Consider the following 15,982-nt stretch of genomic DNA (forward strand, 5'->3'; position numbering starts at 1 on the left):
ACGGGCAATCAGGTCCCGAGAGGAAACCACGAAACACCCCCCGGGACGCAGGACGCCTGACCACTCAGCGAAACCACCAGCACGGCACCGTCGCTGGCGCTTCAGGCCGCCGCGGAGCGTCGGCGGGTCAGGACGCGGGCGGCGATTGCCGGGCGCAACAATGCGGTCGGCGGGTCGAGCAGGTTCGTCACCCGGCTGAAGGCCACCGACACCACCTCGTCGTGCGCGGCGGTGGCGTACAGCCGGTCGAGGTAGCGGTTCACCAGTCGCGTCCGGGTGTCGCTCGGTCCGTCGACCCCGGGCAGGGCGGTATCACCGCCTACCGCGATCTGCCACGGTATGTCGATGACAGGCCGCACTGCCCGGAAGAAGCGCAGCGCGTCGAACCCGGCTACGCCATCGCGTTGCAGTGCGTCACCGAGGCGCAGCGCCTGCACGGCCGCCACCGACATACCCTGCCCGTACATCGGGTTGAACGAGCACATCGCGTCACCCACGACGACCAAACCCTTGGGAAACCGCTGCAACAGGTCGTACCGATGCCGCACGCTGGCCGGATAGCGGAACTTCACCGGATCGTCGAGCGGCTTCGACCGCTCGATGACGTCGGTCACGTACGGCAACGGCAGCCCGCGGGCGTAGGCCCGGTACCCCGGATCGTCGAGCGGGGCGTGGTCCCCGAGGATGCCGAACAACGTGACGACCGCTCGGCCGGCCTCCTGCAGCATGACAGCTCCCCCTCGCGGAGCAACCGCGGACGGACCGATGACAATGGCGATGTCACCCTCGAGCGCCTCCGGGTCGACCTCGTAGTGCCGCGACACGTACGCGAGGTCGAGCTGGACCTTCTCCTCGGGCGGACGCACGTAGTCCAGCTCGGTCAGCCATCGTGGGGTCCGCGACCCACGGCCGGTCGCGTCGACGACCAGGTCTGCCGGAACGGCTTCGACGCCGGCCGCGTCGCGACGGTGCACGAACGCCCCGATCACTCGCCGGGACTCGGGATCGGCGTCGATCCCGACGATGTCCGTGCCCGCGCGCAGCTCGATACCCGGCATCGCGAGGACCTTCGCCCGTACGTAGTTCTCGAAGAAGGGCCGGCTGAACGAGAGTGCGGTCATCCCGATCGGCACCTGTCGGAGCCGGTGCCCGTTGGTGCAGAACCGGACGTTGCCCAGCACGTCACCACTGGGCACACCGGCTGCGATCAGCTCGTCGGTCGCTCCGGGGAACAGCTGTTCGACCACATTGAGCCCGGCGGTCAGCATTCCGTGCGGATGCCGGCCCTGCGGTACGCCGCGCCGTACCTCGCGCTCTCGCGGATCGGCCACCGGATCACCGGCCCACTCCCCGCTCAGCTCGTCACGCTCCACGATGATCACTCGCTCGAAGTGTTCGGCCAGCACCCGCGCGGCGAGCAAACCGGCCATACTTCCCCCCAGCACTACGGCTTGATGCTGATAATTCTCCATACCTGCAAGGCACTCCGTTCGATCGATTCGGGCCCGCCGATTACTGGTGGCCGACGGCAACATGTTCTCCAGCGTCCTGGTGCTCTCGGAACTGTCGGATCGCAGGGACCAGCAGCAGAACAAGCGCGGCCACCCAGGCCACCACACTGAGCGGAGCCTGCGGTGAGGGCTGCCAGCCGCGCTCGGTGAATCCGAACAGGCCCACTGTGCGCGACAGCGTGAACCCGCCGAGACCGCTCAGACACAGCCCGGCAGCGAGGATCCGGAGTACGCCGGCATTGCGGATAAGGAGGAGTACAGCGACTGCCATCGAGGCCGCGGCATCCCAGTGGAACGACGGCCCGATGGTCGGGATGAAGTGGTAGCTGCGGACGTACAGCTGCGCGTGGATGTAGCCGCTGGTCGCGAGGCAGATGGACAGCGGGAGGGCCTCGAGCGTACGGCGGGGAATCTTCATGCCAGTTTCACGTCCTTGATCGCGAGCCGGTCGGTGCCTTCGAGGTACTGGACCTCGCGGATGCCCAGCGCGTCCTTCAGCTTTCCGGCCGGCAGGGTGACCGGCGTCGGTGCCGGAGCCTCGCCGGGGTGAGGCAGCGGGTAGGCGGTAGTGGTCGCGCTGTGGAAGGTGACGTTGCCTTCGGTCTTGGTGAACAACTGGTGGATGTGGCCGTTGAGACAGGTCACCGACGAGAACCGTTTGAGGTAGCTGAGTGCCTGGGTGGCGTCGTTGGTTCCCCAACCCCACTTGGGATAGAGCGCGAACAGCGGGATGTGGCTGAAGACGACGATCGGGGTGTCCGACGACAGCTTCGCGACGTCCTTCTGGACGAACGCGAGCTGCTCGGTGCCGAGGTGACCGAGCGACTCCAGCCCCAGCGTGTTCACCAGCGCGATGAAGTGCACTCCGTGCATGTCGAAGCTGTACCAGCCGTCGCCGGCGGTGCCCTTGCCGAAGGCAGCACGGTACTTCTGGCCGTGATCGTCGACCGAGTCGTGCTCACCCGGGACCGTGAACACATGCCCGGTGTTCAGGCCGCTCATCATCTGCTTGACCTGGTCGAACTGTGCGGGCGTCGAGAGATGCGTCAGGTCTCCGGTGTGTACGACGAAGTCCGCGCGGTACGGCAGCGCGTTGATCTGGTCGATCGCCTCGGTGAACGACTGTTCGACGGCTGTGTTCGCGGTGCCCTTGAAGCCCAGGTGGCTGTCGCTGATCTGGATGAACCGCAACGCGTTCGGATCATTGGCGAGCGCGGCGGGCGCCTCGCCGGGGCCGGTGACCTGGCTGATCACCTCGCCACCCGCCACCGTCAGCACCACGGCCGCACCGAACCACGCGGTGTGACGCATCAACTGACGACGCGTCATACCTTCCGGGCTCTGATCGTCCTCGACGCTCATGCGGTGACCACCACCGTGCCGGTCATGAAGGGGTGAATGGTGCACAGGTAGTTGAAGGTGCCGGCCTTGGTGAACGTGTACTGGAACTTGTCGCCGTTCTGCAGCGTCTTCGACTTCAACGGGCCGCTACCGTTCTGGCTGGTCACCGTGTGCGGGTCCTGGTCGTCGTTGGTCCACGTCACCGTGGCGCCGACCTTGACCTTGATGCTCTGGGGACCGAAGGCGAACCCCTTGATGGCCACCGAGGTGGTCGCGACCGGCGCACCGGCCGCGGGGGCCGGCGACATGGACATACCAGGCATCTCCGAGTCGGCGGGAGACGGCTGGGACGAGGCGGCGGCCGGCGCCGCTCCGGACTGGTTATCGGTGCTTCCACAAGCGGCGAGGGCTATCAGACCACCGGTCGCCGCGAGCGCAGTAACGGCGGGTCGTATTAAACGAATGCTTCTCATGCCCATAAATAGCCGGCCTGGTTACACCTGGTGCGGCTTCCTTCTTGCGCCCCGCAACGCAGCGAGTGCTCTACTCGATCGTGTCGTCGTACGGGCTGACAGACGCAGCGCAGGCCGGTGTAGATGCTGTCGCGTAGGTGCGTCGAGCAACATTTCGGCCGCGGCGGGCAGCCGGGCAGGTACACAGCGACCGGTACGACGCGTTCCGCCTTGTTCTACCCAGCGCGCCGAGGGCCGGGCGGTTGTCGTGACGGAGACTTCGCCCGGCCCTCAGTCCGTGGTGAACGGTGGTTGGTTACGCCTGGCGGGGTGGGACGAAGACCTGGACCACACCGTCGGATTCGCGGACCATCAGCTTGGGCAAGGGCGGCAGGGCGACCGGGAGCCGGTGCTGCACCACCGCGCCGTCGACGCCGAACGTGGCACTGTGACAGGGGCACTTCAACCGGCGCGCCGGGCCGTCCAGGGCGAGCTTGCACCCCAGGTGAGTGCAGACGCCGGACACGGCGTTCAGCTCGTCACCGGAGCGGTGCACGAAGCCGACGATGCTGCCTACGTCGAACGGCCGCACTGCACCGTCCGGCAGGTCCTTGACCGCGACGATCCCGCGCCATTCCCCGTTGTCGGGCGTGACCGTCGCGTCGCCAGGCTCCGCCGTCACCGCTCCCCCGGAGCCGCTCAGCGCCATCTCGGCGCCGACGCCGACCGCGGCCGATGCCGCAGAGGCTGCAGCGATCGACAGCACGAACCGGCGACGGCTGCCGCGCACCTCCCGCACCTCCGGCACCGGCGGCGCATCGTCCAGCTCGGTCCGCAAGCGCTCGCGCAGGGAGCTGACGAACTCGTCGCTCGGCTCGGCGTCGGGACCGGCAGCGCGCAAGGCGATCGCGGTCCGAATCTGTGACTCGTCTGCAGCGTCGACAGCGAAAGGCTTCGTCCGACGCCGGCTCAATAGATCTTCGACGAATCGGCGTACTCCGCGCATGGTCACACCTCCATTCTCTCTGCCACAGCCGCGGCCTGCCGAAGCGCCCGGTGCTGCAGGACCTTCGCGTTGCCCACGGTGACTCCCAGCTCCTTCGCGGCTTCCTTCAACGAACACGACCCGATGAACCGCAACTGGAGAATGCGCCGGTACCGCTCGGGCAGCTCCGCCAGGATCGCCTCCGCCCGGGCGACCGCGCCGCTGTCGCCACCGTCGCCGGTGTCGGTCACCGGCTCGGTCAGCGCCCAGTCCTCCTCGAGCCGGGTGATCTCCCGGCCCAGTGTTCGCCGCCAGTACGCCGCCAGCACCGTTCGCACGGTGGCCGAGAGGTACGCCCTGACCTCGCCGACGCTCGCCGACAGCTGCAACGGCCGCAACGCCGTCACGAACACCTCGGCGGTGAGATCCTCCGCGTCGGGACGGTTGCCCACCTTGGCGAACATCATCCGGTAGACCCGGCCCACATTGTCGTTGTAGACAGCCTCCCAGTCGGAATAGCTGTCCTCGGTCACCACGTGAAGACGAACCGCTGCGGCCGCGGGTACCGACACCGACACCGAGTCCGACTCAGAGTCCGCTCCCCCGTCGAGCTTGCGCCGTCCCCACACCTTCTGTCCCGCCACCCGTCACCGTCCACTTCGCACGTCAGGTCCGCCACAACACCACACCTGTAATACGTGCGCGGGTTACACGAGTGCCCGCCTGTAACCCGTCCGGCTATCCCTTGATGTCCATCGAATCTTCTCCGTGGAGTCATCGTGACCTCTCCAGTCTCACGTCGCGGCCTACTGATCGCCGGTGGCACGACTGCCGCGGCCGTAGCCGTCGGCGCAACAAGCACCAGCTTCGCTGCTGCCCAGACGGCTCAGACGGCTGCCCGCGTTCCGTCCCTCGAAGCGACCAGACAAGCCCGGACGGGTGCTGACGTTGTGATCGCCTGGAACCAGGCACTGCTCGAGATCGTCCGCACAGCAGGTCTGCAGCCGCCCACGATTCATCCGACCCGTAGCTTCGCACTCCTGCATGCGGCGATCCATAACGCTGTGGTAGCCACCACAGGGAAGGGTACGCCGTACCTCTTCGCGGTGCACACGGCGTCCGGAGCATCCCCGGTTGCCGCTGCAGCCCAAGCAGGACATGACATTCTCGCCGCGTTGTATCCGGCTGCCGCGGTCGATCTGGGCCACCGGCTCGCCGACGAAGTGCGCGCCCTCGGCCACGCGCCAGGTCGCGAAGCGGGCATCACCGCAGGCCGGCTCACCGCTCGTCTCCTGCTCGATCTGCGCGCCGACGACGGGTCGGCGGCCGTCCCGCCGCCACTGCCTCCCGGCACCGAACCCGGCCAGTACCGGCCGACGCCGCCCGCCAATTCCCCCGCCGTGTTCACGCACTGGTCAGCCGTCAGGCCGTTCCTGATCAAGCGGGCCGACCGATTCCGCCCGGAAGCGTATCCGGACCTCGGCAGCCGGCGGTACGCCGCGGCGATCAACGAGGTCCAACGGCTCGGCCAGGACACGAGCGGCAGCCGCGGCGAGGACCAGACCGAACAGGCCAACTTCTGGGCAGCACCGATCTGGAACTACTGGAACGAGATCACCCAGACGGCTATCAGTGCCGAGGGCAACGACCTCGTGCGCGCGGCGCGCGTGTTCGCGCATCTGAACCTGGCCCTGGCCGACGCGGTCATCGCGTTCTACGACGCCAAGTACCACTTCCGGATCTGGCGGCCCATCACGGCGATCCGGATCGCTGACCAGGACGGCAACCCGGCCACCACCGCGAATCCGGGCTGGAACCCGCTGGCCACCACACCGGCCGACCCGTCGTACCCAGGCGCGCACAGTGTGGTCTCGCAGACCGCCGCTACCGTGCTGGGTCAGGAATTCGATCCGCGGTTGCGGCTCGCGGTCACGTCCGACGCGCTTCCGGGCGTCATCCGGAGGTTCCGCTCCTTGCAGGCCATCGCCGACGAGGCCGGACTCAGTCGCCTGTACGCCGGCGTCCACACCAGGCTCGACCACTACGCCGGCCAGGAACTCGGCCACAGGCTGGCCAGGTCCGTCCTCACCCAGCCGGGCCTGCGGCCGTAACAGTCGCGGCTATTCGGCGTTCGCCGGAGCGGCTGGTGGCTTGGAAAGGTTCAAGTGGGTTGTGATCTGGTAGCGATCGCCGCGGTAGGCCGCGCGGGTGAACTCGAACCTGCGGCCGTTCTGGTCGCGGGTGGTTCGCTCCACGACCAGAATCGGAGCTTCCAGGCCGACGCCGAGCAGGGCCGACTCGGTGGCGTCGGCCGCTGCAGCCGCGTGGGTCTGTTCGGCGTCGGTCGGGATCACGCCGTACCGCTCTTCGAGCAGCGCGTAGAACGAGTTCTGCTCGATCGCACGGACGTCGAAGTCGGCGACGATCTCCTGCAGGACGTGAATGGTCTCCAGACAGATCGGGTCGTCGTTGACGAAGCGCTGCCTGGCGATCCGCAGTACGGCGGTGTTCGGTGGAACGCGCAGCCGGCTGCCGACCAAGGTGCCGGCCTGGATCGTGGCGTGGCTGAGAACCCTGCTGGTCCAGGTCCCGGGTGCCGTCGGGTACGTCGCTCCGTGGGTGCCGCTGATCTGTTGCGCGACCTTGGGGCTACCGACAAACATGCCGCGGCCGTGCTCGCGAACCAGCCGGCCGTCGCGCACCAGATCGTCGACCACTGCTCGGAGCGTGGGCCGGGAGATCTCGAGCTCGGCAGACAGCTGGCGCTCGGACGGGATGGGCTGGCCGACCGCTCGTGACTCGACCAGCCCCAACAGGTGCTCGCGCGCCCGGTCTCGCTTTCGCAGGCTGCCTGCCACGAGGACCCTCCTTGGTTCTGCCGGAAGGTCTCGTATGTTACGCCGCAGCGCTCGGGCCAGAGGCTCAGTGCTCCGGCGGCTGGTAGTTCTCGCAGCTCCCGGCGTTGCTCAAGGAGTCCTCGTAGGTGGTGGAGTGCTTGCGGTACTTCTCCACGCGGGCGTCTGCCTGTGTGGGCGAGACCGTGTCGTTCTTGGCGTAGTACGCCCAGTCGACCTGCTCGCGGTACTCACTCGTCGACGTGCCCTGGTGCCCGTCCAGATCGATGAACCACAGGTTCCAGTTCATGCTCATGTCCTGACGCGGCAGCACGGTGTTGCCGTCCTGGTCGACGGTGTGGTCGGCCGTGAGCTTGCCGTCGATGTAGTACCTCACGTGGCCGTTGCCGACCTGCGTGACGTAGGTGTGCCAGCCGTCGAGCGACCGGTCCTGGCGAGCCTCCGCCGTCCGTGCGTCCCACGGGTCCTCACGGAAGGTGTGCCAGCTCGTCTGGAAGTTGACAGGGCCGGTCTCTCCCCAGCCTCCGTTCGGCAGGTACTCGGTGAAGTCGAGCTCGCTGTAGATCGGGTCGTAGTCGAACTTCGTCGGGCCGATCGCGAACGCGGTCTCGTTGATGTGGTCGCCGTCCGTTCCGGTGGCCGGCTTGTCGGTGTACCGGACGCGGGTCGCGTAGGTCCCGTTCCGCAGATTCATCGTTGTCCGTCGGAGCTCGGCGTTCGTCGTCCCGGCGACCGTGCCGTTGGTCGTCGCCCGGAGCTGCGCAACCTTCTGGCCGTCGGTGGTGACGAAGGAGATGTTGCTTGCCGGCCAGGCTGTGCCCGGTACCCCCGGCCCACCCATTTCACTGCGCGCATTCCAGCCGTGGTCGGCGAGCGCAGGATCGGTGGCCGCGGTGTACTGGAAGTCGTCGAACAAGACGCCGCAGGCGCCTGCCTTGCGGTCGGTCTGGTCGGTCGAGCCGGCGGCAGCCGAGGCGCCGCTCACCACCGAGGCGATCGACGCGGCGGCGGCGAGGAAGATGGTCGTTCGCTGACGTGACATGGCTCTTGGGTCTCCTTCACGGCAAGGACGGGCGGAAGCCGATCAGGGTCGAGCATGAATGCCGTAAGAGTGAACTGCAAGAGTTTCAACCGCAGCAGTATTGGCGAAGAATCGTCGCCTGTTCACTGGTAAATACCAACAATTGAACCCCACACGTTGTCCCGGGCCGTGGGGTATTTACCACTTTCCGTCCCCGACGGTCCGGATGAACTTCTTGATGCGAGGTAGTTGACCGGGATCGATGGTGTGGCCGCCGGAGAACGGCAGGAGCTCGACGTCGGCATCTCGTCGGCGGAGTTGCTCGGCCAGCCTGCTCGTCTGGTCGGGCGTTGCCATCGGATCGCTGTCACCGTTGACGATCAGCACCCGCTTGCCGGCCAGAGCGTGGTCCCGAGGCTCGTCCTCCGCGAAGGGAACCATCGCGGCCAGCAGCACCGCGCCGGCGAGCGACTCAGGGTGGCGCAGGAGCAGCGCGGACGCCATGTTCGCCCCGTTGGAGAAGCCGACCGCCACCCAGGAACCAGCGGGTACGTCGTATTTCGTCTCCGCAGCGGCGAGGAAGTCGGCCAACTCGTCCGCACGCAACCGGATGTCGTCCTCGTCGAACACACCCTCGCGGAGCCGCCGGAAGAACCGAGCCATCCCCTGCTCGGACACCGTCCCGCGCGGCGACAGCACGGGAGCGTCCGGCGCCAGGTGCTCGCGCAGTACCAGCAAATCGCGCTCGTCGCCGCCTGTGCCATGCAGCAGCAGGAGCGGCGGCGCGGACGAGCCCGGCTGCCAGACGTGCGGCCGCCGGAGCGGGTCGTCGCTCATCAGCCGTCTTCGCCCGGCTTCGGAGCCGGTGGCACGCGCAGCGACGGCAGCGTGTTCTCGATCTGCTCGCGGTTCGGTTCGAGCCAGGGCGGAAGCTTCAGGTGCTGGCCGAGCTCGAGCAGCGGTTCGTCCACGGTGAAGCCCGGTTGGTCGGTCGCGATCTCCAGCAGGACCCCGCCCGGTTCGCGGAAGTAGATCGAGGTGAAGTATTGCCGGTCGAGGATCTCGGTGACCTGTACTCCGGCCTCGATCAGCTCGAGACGCCACTTCGCCTGGGTCTCGCCGTCCGGCGCCCGGAACGCGATGTGATGGACCGTTCCGGCGGCCTGGACTCCGCGATTCTCGTTGCTGGGGCGGACGTCCACCGCCGTACCCTCGGCTCCGCCCGACATGACGAATCGGGTTCCGTCCTTGGTGTCCTGGCCGTGCCGCATCCCCAGCAGGCCGTCGAGCATCTCGGCCGTCGGATCGAGCAGCTGCTCGGTCATGGTCACCGAGAAGAGGCCTCGGATCGCCTGGTCGAACGGTATGGCCGCGACGCCGTCCCAACCGGACCGGCTGTCACCGTCGGAGGCGACCAACTCGATCACCAAGCCGTCGGGATCGCGCAGTCTCAAGATCTCCTCGTCGGCGCCGGCGACCGGCGCGTCCGCGTCGACGCCGAGGGTCTGGAGTCGTTGCTGCCACCAACCGAGAGACTCCGGCGGAACGCTGAAGGCGGTGGCTGTGGTGAGGCCGGTGCCTTGTTTCCCGTTCGGCGCTCCGGGCCAGGGGAAGAACGTCAGCAAGGTCGACGGCCGGCCCGAGGCATCGCCGTAGTACAGGTGATAGGTGTCCGGGGCATCGAAGTTGACGGTTCGTTTCACCAGACGCAGCCCCAGCACCGTCGTGTAGAAGTCGACGTTGCGCTGCGGATCCTCCGCTATCGCCGTCACGTGATGGAGTCCGTGCGGTGCAACCGAATCAGCCATGACGTTCCTCTCCCGCCGGATTCGTGACTACGCGAGCTCCCGCAACCGCTGCTTGGCGCCCCGCTCGACGAACAACGGCACGAAGTCGCGGATCGGGACATCCGCGAACTCCGGCCGGGTGTCACTCACCACCTGGGCCACTTTGTCCACTCCGACGTTCGGAAACGCCTTGGCGAGCCGCTCGACCACCTCACCGATCGCGCGGTCCTCATCCGCAGTGTTCATACCTCCACCATGAACTCCGACCATCCCGCACACAACCTGCCCGCGGTGATGGGCGCACTAATCACTCGCCACGGATGAGGTGCGCGCCCCTCGAACTCTCCAGGACCGAGGCGGCCGAGGTCCCCGCACTCAGGCGGGTGCGGGGTTGGCGGGGGCAGCCGGCCAGCGGTGTTCACGGCGGTTCAGGAAACCGGCCACGACGAAGACCACGCCCCAGCACAACGCGATCAGACCGAGCCAGACCGCGATGCCCACCGCGGCGCGGCCGGGGTTGGCGACGAAGAACACGCCCAGGAGGATCGACAGCGCGGCCCCCAGGAGGAGTAGCCAGCGGGGTGTGAGCCGGTAGCTGCTGAACGCCGTGAAGGCCTCGAACACTCCACGGACGATGAGCCAGATGCCGAAGATCCAGGTCAGTGCCTGCGCGGTCACGCCCGGACTGAAGATGGCGAAGAAGGCCACGATCAGCGCGATCACGCCCAGCAGCGCGCGCCCCCACCGGCTTCCCTGCTCGCTGGGCCGAACGGCCTGCACCAGCAGGCTGATGCCTTCCAGCAACGCCCAGAATCCCCACAGCAGCATCAGGGCGAGCCCGGTCTCGATCGGCCAGGCGATCGCCACGATCCCGAACACGACGGCGACCGCTCCGCGGACCACCGTCATCTTCCAGCTCGACGTGAACAGCTCCCGATCCATGTCCAGACCTCCCCGGCCGGCGCACACGACAGGTTGTGCGATCAGGCTCATCCTGGTCCGGATCGAGGCCCGGAAGATCATCCCCGAGAGGTGAGGACGACCCGCCCGCGAGACGCCAGGGTTGATCACGCGCGTTTCGCGCACCCGAGAAAGGACGCTGCAATGAGTTTCTGGGACATTGTGTGGTTCATCATCATCAGCTTCGCGTTCGTCGCCTACCTGATGATGCTGTTCTCGATCATCACGGACCTGTTCCGCGACAAGGCGACCTCAGGATGGGTCAAGGCGATCTGGCTTCTCGCCCTTCTCTTCCTTCCTTTCCTCACCGCGCTGATCTATGTCATCGTCCGCGGCAGGGGTATGGCCGAGCGGCAGGCTGCCGGGCGCGCCGACCTGCAGCGCCAGCAGGAGGACTACATCAAGCAGGTCGCGGCCTCGGCCAGTCCGACCGACCAGATCGCCCAGGCCAGCTCGCTGCTCGAGAACGGCAAGATCTCGCAGGCGGAGTTCGACGCCCTGAAGGCGAAGGCCCTGGCCGCTTGACCCGTCGTCCGCTGCTCTCCGCGTAATGCCGACCAGACTTCGCTACAAGCCACTCTCCGCGTCCAGGCGGCCGCTCTTGACGGCATCCAGGAACACCCGGTAGTCGCGCTCGTTCTGGTCGGCATACGCCTCGGCGTACTCCGCCATCGCCTCGGGGAAGGCGTCGTCGCTGTTGAGGTACGTCGCCAGCGCGATCCGGTCACCGGATCGGGCGTGGGCCCTGGCCAGCGTCCAGCTGCACAGCTGGCCGTACATGGTCATGGTGCGCGGGTCCATCTTCTCCACCGCGGCCGAAACCTTCGTGTCCCGCAGCTGCCGGACGTAGAAGTCGCGAGTCCGGCCGTCGAAGCCTGCGACCCGCTGCCAGCCGAGGAAGACGTCATTGGCTGCCTCCATCAGACGCTGCCCCACCACCACGCGCTCCCCCTCGTTACGGGGAGCGGACCGCTGCCTGAGCACGGTCGGCACCATCGTCTTGAGCACCGAGGGCTCGGCCTCCTTGACCTGGAGGAGAAGTGGATCGCCGTCGTCCCTGCCGCGCAGCAGCACGATCCAGCACCGCGTGCCGACGCTGCCCACCCCGACCAGCTTGCGGGCCATGTCGACGAACTCGAACTGGTCGAACAGGTCCCGCCGTTCGGGTGGCAACGACCGGCGGTAGAGGGTCAGCAGCTCCTTGACCCCGCTCTCGAGCTCTTCCCGGTCGGTGTCGGGCAGGCACTCGGCGATCGGAACCATCAACGGCGGGTAGGCCTTCAGCCGGACGCCGTCGTCGGTCATCTCGGTCAGCTTCGCGGAGGCCTTGAGGCTCCCGCTGCCGCGTGCCCTCAGCAAGGTCTCGTCGACGTTGATGCGCCGGCTCGAGGTCATCTTGCTGCGGAGTGCCGCCTCCACCTCATCGATGTCGGCACGGGCGTACCAGACGTCCAGAGCCCGCATGGTCCCGAACTCGGCACTGGCATCGCGATAGCGCCGGATGCTCTCCAGGACGCACTTGCGGCGCTCCTTCCGCGAGAACCCGTTCCCGCGGCCGGCCACCGCCAGGCTCGCGGCGAGACGTTTGACGTCCCACTCCCACGGACCGGCGACGGTCTCGTCGAAGTCGTTGATGTCGAAGAGCAGTCGCCGTTCGGGCGACACGGACACTCCGAAGTTCGACAGGTGGGCGTCACCGCACAGCTGCGCGCCGAGACCCGATACCGGTGCCGCGCCGAGGTCGGTGGCCATCCCGAGGGCGTTGCCCTGGAAGAAGGCGAGCGGCGACACCATCATCCTGCCGTGCCGCACCGGCACAAGTTCGGCGATGCGGGACCGGGCCTGCCGCTCGAGCAGCGTGACCGGATCCGGACGGTTGGAGGGTAGGACCAGCTGCGCCTGCTCGCGAGGCGGCAGCGCTGCCCGCGCTGCGAGTCCGAGGCGGGCCCGGTCGGCCGGAGCGAGACGACGGGAAGCGTACGCCGGTCCACCGTCGGCACGAGCCGATCCCGGTGCCGGTGACGCCTTCCCGGCCCCCACCATCGTGATCCGTGCGCTCATGCTGCTCTTCCCTCCGGACAGGTTCACGCCAGGTCAGCAGACTCTGATCCCCCAGGGGCCTCAGCCAACACCCGGGGCACTCAGCAGGCATCACCCCCGCCGGATGAACCGGCCGAGGCGGGTTCGGGCTTCACTGACGGTGTGAGAAATCGCGACGCCGGCTACGCCCAGCTCCCTCCGCGGACCCGCCGCCGCGTCGCCGCGGCATCGCTGCTGCGTTCGCTGCTGGTGTCGGTGGTCATCGTTGCCGGCTATTTCCTCCTTCCCCTGCGCCTGGACGGCGCCGCGGCAGTGATAACCCTGGTCGGCGGGCTCGTCTTCGTGGCGGTCCTGCTGGCATGGCAGATCCGCGAGATCGCCCGCTCGCCCTATCCCCGTCTCAGGGCGGTCGGGGCGCTGGCGACGTCGGTGCCGTTGTTCCTCACGGTCTTCGCCACGACGTACTTCCTGATGGGACGTGCTCAGCCCGCGAACTTCTCCGAGCCGTTGAGCCGGCTCGATGCGGCGTACTTCACCGTGACCGTCTTCGCGACCGTCGGCTTCGGCGACATCGTGGCGGTGTCACAATCCGCCCGCGCGGTGGCCACCGTGCAGATGATCGGTGATCTCGTCGTCGTCGGTCTTGTCGCTCGCACCCTCTTCGGTGCCATCCAGCACAGCCTCAGTCATCGGGAGTGACGCGCGTCGCCCGCACCATGCGGAACGAGTTCAGCAACCCGGCCAGGCCGGCGAGAATCGGAATCCCCAGCGCTACTTGAAGGGCGATCGGCCGTGCGTCGGTGTTGATGCGGATGATCTCGTCCCGGATCGCCGGCGGTTGCTTGGCGAGCTGCGTCTCGAGCTCGGTGTTGCTCATCACCTCCGCATCGTCCTCCAGCGCCTGGGCGACCTGCTCCTGCTGCGCCGGCGGGAGGACCGTGCTCGAATCCGCCAGCTTCGTGAAGGTGAACGACAGCGCGGCCAGCATGATGGCACCGGCGAATGCCAGCCCGAACGACAGCCCGAACGATCCCGCCGCCGAGTTGACGCCGGCCGCCTCGCTGACCCGTTCCTCCGAGATCGGCCCGAGCGTGTAGTTGTTCAGCTGCGAGACCAACAGCCCCAGCCCCACACCGGCAATGATCAGGGGCCCGATCAGAATCCAGCCGGAGTCAGCCCGGGGCACGATCGGGATCAGTAGCAGCAGGCCCACGGTCAGCGACGTGAATCCCCACCTGATGATGCTGGCCGGGCGTCGCCCGCCCGCCTTCTTCTCGGCCAGGATCGCCGTCCCGAACATGCTGAGCGACAGCGGTGCCAGCGACAGGCCCGCTTGCATCGCGTTGTACTCGAGGACCATCTGCAGATAGATCGGCAGGACGATCATGGTGCCGCCCAGAGCGATCTGCTGCAGCATCTGACCGGAGATGCCGAGTCGATAGACAGCGGAACTGAACAGGCCCGGATCCAGGAGCGTCGGCTTGCCCTGCCGCTTACGTCGTACCAGCCAGCGGATGAACGCCACGAGGGCGATGGCGCCCGTGGCCATGATCAGACCGACGAACTCCCCGCCTTCCTGCCACACGAGGACGCTCAGCACGATGCCGCCCATGCCGAGGACCGACAGGATGGCGCCGACGACGTCGACGCGCCGGGAACCGGTGTACGGCACGTCGTGAACGAGATGCTGGCCGGTGACCACGATCGCGATCACCAGAACCTCGAGCAGGAACGCTATCCGCCACGACAGGTAGGTGGTGATGAATCCTCCGAGCAGTGGTCCGACGGCGGCAGCCAGCGCCGCGGCGGCCCCGACCATGGCATAGGCCTTCACCTGAGCCGCGCCTTCGAAGTTGCCGTGGATCAGGGACTGCATGGCGGGCAGCAGGAGTGACGCCCCGAGGCCACCGATCAGGGCCCAGAACACGATGATCGCGGTCAGGCTCTGGGCCAAGGCCATCGCCAGCGCGCCGATCGCGTAGCCGAGCAGGCCGAGCAGGTAGGCGCGCTTGCGCCCGATCAGATCACCGACCTTGCTCCCGATCAGGATGAAGGCCGCGGATACCAGCGCCTCGAGCGCGATGGCGGACTGTACGCCGCTCACCGTCGTGTCGAGGTCCTTGACCACCGAGGAAATGGACACGTTCATCAGCGAGGTGTCCACGACGAGCACGAACATCGCCATCGCCAAGAGGACGGCGAGCCTTGGATTGGCCGCCGTCCCCGCCGGAACGCTCCGTGTCTCCTCGGTCATGGCAAGTCCTCAGCCCGCGAGGATCTTCGCCTTCTGCGCCTCGAACTCCGCCTCGGTGAGAACACCCGACTGCTTCAGTTCGCCCAACGACTTGAGTTGGTCCAAGCGGTCGGCCGTGTTGTCCGGCGGCGGTTCCGGCGCAGCGTATGCAGGGGCCGGTTCGGGTGCCTCCGCCGGTGCGGCGGCGGGTGCGGCCTCGGCGTCCTGCCTGGCGAACTTGGCATCTTGCCGGCGCCGCACCCGGCCCGCGACAGCCGTCGCGGTGCCCGCGACGGCCGCGGTCCTCGCCAATCCTCGTAACAGTGGCATGTCAGGCTCCTCAACTCGTCGATTCCAGAGTTTCCAGGGCCTCGAGGACGTCCATCACGTCCTGGGCCGGAATACGCCCGCCGGCGATCATCTGGCCGCCGGACTCCAGGGCGGCCGCGACGAACGGGATCGCCCAGGTGTTCTCGTAGACGATCAGCGCCGCCACGCTGCCGGGCTGCATCGCGCCGGCCACCTCGCTGAGGTCGTCCTCGGCCAGGATTCCCGACCGGGCACCGTTGAGGTCGGCGAAGCCGCCGGCCTGACCCGATGACTCGGCCAGGTCAACCATGTACATGGAGCCGTTGGCATCCTTGCCGACCACCATCACGTCGTACACGTGGACGATGCCGCGCTCGACGAGGTTCACCAGTTCCTCGGCCGCTCTACCGGTGAGCTTGTCGCCCGTGAACTCGATGAGTATGTAGTCGATGGGCCCATGGACCTCTGTGTCTGGCATGACTCTCCAT

Annotated in this window: 19 protein-coding genes; 3 read left to right on the forward strand and 16 right to left on the reverse strand. The window is 67.5% G+C overall.

Features of this window, described 5'->3' with window-relative positions; genetic code table 11:
- Positions 1-101: 101 nt before the first annotated feature.
- The 6 genes from EV653_RS11715 to EV653_RS11740 all read right to left on the reverse strand — a co-directional run bounded on the left by EV653_RS11715 (position 102) and on the right by EV653_RS11740 (position 4,933).
- Positions 102-1,430, reverse strand: a complete 1,329-nt coding sequence (locus tag EV653_RS11715) for an NAD(P)/FAD-dependent oxidoreductase (RefSeq protein WP_202871553.1) — start codon at positions 1,428-1,430, stop codon at positions 102-104.
- A gap of 82 nt (positions 1,431-1,512) precedes the next feature.
- Positions 1,513-1,929 (reverse strand): hypothetical protein, encoded by a 417-nt coding sequence (locus EV653_RS11720; protein ID WP_202871554.1) that lies wholly within the window; start codon positions 1,927-1,929, stop codon positions 1,513-1,515.
- Positions 1,926-2,873, reverse strand: a complete 948-nt coding sequence (locus tag EV653_RS11725) for a metallophosphoesterase family protein (protein WP_134101453.1) — start codon at positions 2,871-2,873, stop codon at positions 1,926-1,928. The genes EV653_RS11720 and EV653_RS11725 overlap by 4 nt, the downstream gene beginning before the upstream one ends.
- Entirely contained in the window at positions 2,870-3,166 is a 297-nt protein-coding gene (locus tag EV653_RS11730) for a cupredoxin domain-containing protein (RefSeq protein ID WP_134101455.1), read from the reverse strand. Before EV653_RS11730 ends, EV653_RS11725 begins: the two co-directional genes overlap by 4 nt.
- A gap of 454 nt (positions 3,167-3,620) precedes the next feature.
- Positions 3,621-4,310: a Rieske (2Fe-2S) protein gene (locus EV653_RS11735; RefSeq protein WP_238159812.1), complete on the reverse strand. Its 690-nt coding sequence runs from the start codon at positions 4,308-4,310 to the stop codon at positions 3,621-3,623.
- A 2-nt stretch (positions 4,311-4,312) separates the two neighbouring features.
- Entirely contained in the window at positions 4,313-4,933 is a 621-nt protein-coding gene (locus tag EV653_RS11740) for an RNA polymerase sigma factor (protein WP_202871555.1), read from the reverse strand.
- Positions 4,934-5,068: 135 nt separating this feature from the next.
- Here EV653_RS11740 and EV653_RS11745 point away from each other — a divergent pair, with 135 nt between their 5' ends.
- Entirely contained in the window at positions 5,069-6,400 is a 1,332-nt protein-coding gene (locus EV653_RS11745) for a vanadium-dependent haloperoxidase (protein ID WP_134101461.1), read from the forward strand.
- A 9-nt stretch (positions 6,401-6,409) separates the two neighbouring features.
- On the opposite strand, the gene EV653_RS11750 is transcribed toward EV653_RS11745, so the two are convergent.
- From EV653_RS11750 to EV653_RS11775, 6 genes are all read right to left on the reverse strand, one after another.
- Positions 6,410-7,147 carry a GntR family transcriptional regulator gene (locus EV653_RS11750; protein WP_134101464.1) on the reverse strand — a complete coding sequence of 246 codons (738 nt, stop codon included), beginning with the start codon at positions 7,145-7,147 and terminating at the stop codon, positions 6,410-6,412.
- Positions 7,148-7,211: 64 nt separating this feature from the next.
- On the reverse strand, positions 7,212-8,186 hold the full coding sequence (locus EV653_RS11755; RefSeq protein WP_134101467.1) for a glycoside hydrolase family 16 protein: 975 nt from the start codon (positions 8,184-8,186) through the stop codon (positions 7,212-7,214).
- Positions 8,187-8,363: 177 nt separating this feature from the next.
- Positions 8,364-9,002: an alpha/beta hydrolase gene (locus EV653_RS11760; protein WP_134101469.1), complete on the reverse strand. Its 639-nt coding sequence runs from the start codon at positions 9,000-9,002 to the stop codon at positions 8,364-8,366.
- A complete protein-coding gene (locus EV653_RS11765) occupies positions 9,002-9,973 on the reverse strand; it encodes a ring-cleaving dioxygenase (RefSeq protein ID WP_134101472.1) in 972 nt (323 codons plus the stop codon). Before EV653_RS11765 ends, EV653_RS11760 begins: the two co-directional genes overlap by 1 nt.
- A 27-nt stretch (positions 9,974-10,000) precedes the next feature.
- A complete protein-coding gene (locus EV653_RS11770; protein WP_134101478.1) occupies positions 10,001-10,198 on the reverse strand; it encodes a three-helix bundle dimerization domain-containing protein in 198 nt (65 codons plus the stop codon).
- Between the two features lie 129 nt (positions 10,199-10,327).
- Complete coding sequence (locus tag EV653_RS11775; RefSeq protein ID WP_166679361.1) at positions 10,328-10,894, reverse strand: HdeD family acid-resistance protein; 567 nt, start codon at positions 10,892-10,894, stop codon at positions 10,328-10,330.
- 162 nt (positions 10,895-11,056) lie between these two features.
- Between EV653_RS11775 and EV653_RS11780 the strand changes: the two genes are divergently transcribed.
- Positions 11,057-11,437, forward strand: a complete 381-nt coding sequence (locus tag EV653_RS11780; RefSeq protein ID WP_134101485.1) for a PLDc N-terminal domain-containing protein — start codon at positions 11,057-11,059, stop codon at positions 11,435-11,437.
- Positions 11,438-11,479: 42 nt separating this feature from the next.
- On the opposite strand, the gene EV653_RS11785 is transcribed toward EV653_RS11780, so the two are convergent.
- Positions 11,480-12,973: a DUF2252 domain-containing protein gene (locus EV653_RS11785; protein WP_134101488.1), complete on the reverse strand. Its 1,494-nt coding sequence runs from the start codon at positions 12,971-12,973 to the stop codon at positions 11,480-11,482.
- Between the two features lie 141 nt (positions 12,974-13,114).
- Here EV653_RS11785 and EV653_RS11790 point away from each other — a divergent pair, with 141 nt between their 5' ends.
- Positions 13,115-13,651: a potassium channel family protein gene (locus EV653_RS11790; protein ID WP_134101490.1), complete on the forward strand. Its 537-nt coding sequence runs from the start codon at positions 13,115-13,117 to the stop codon at positions 13,649-13,651.
- On the opposite strand, the gene EV653_RS11795 is transcribed toward EV653_RS11790, so the two are convergent.
- From EV653_RS11795 to EV653_RS11805, 3 genes are read right to left on the reverse strand one after another with little or no spacing between them, the layout of a single operon-like run.
- Positions 13,635-15,206 carry an MFS transporter gene (locus tag EV653_RS11795; protein ID WP_134101493.1) on the reverse strand — a complete coding sequence of 524 codons (1,572 nt, stop codon included), beginning with the start codon at positions 15,204-15,206 and terminating at the stop codon, positions 13,635-13,637. The genes EV653_RS11790 and EV653_RS11795 overlap by 17 nt on opposite strands.
- Before the next feature lie 9 nt (positions 15,207-15,215).
- Positions 15,216-15,515, reverse strand: a complete 300-nt coding sequence (locus EV653_RS11800; RefSeq protein WP_134101495.1) for an SHOCT domain-containing protein — start codon at positions 15,513-15,515, stop codon at positions 15,216-15,218.
- Between the two features lie 10 nt (positions 15,516-15,525).
- On the reverse strand, positions 15,526-15,972 hold the full coding sequence (locus tag EV653_RS11805; RefSeq protein WP_134101498.1) for a DUF6325 family protein: 447 nt from the start codon (positions 15,970-15,972) through the stop codon (positions 15,526-15,528).
- Positions 15,973-15,982 lie beyond the last annotated feature (10 nt).

The sequence above is a fragment of the Kribbella pratensis genome (assembly GCF_004365355.1).
Lineage (GTDB): Bacteria > Actinomycetota > Actinomycetes > Propionibacteriales > Kribbellaceae > Kribbella.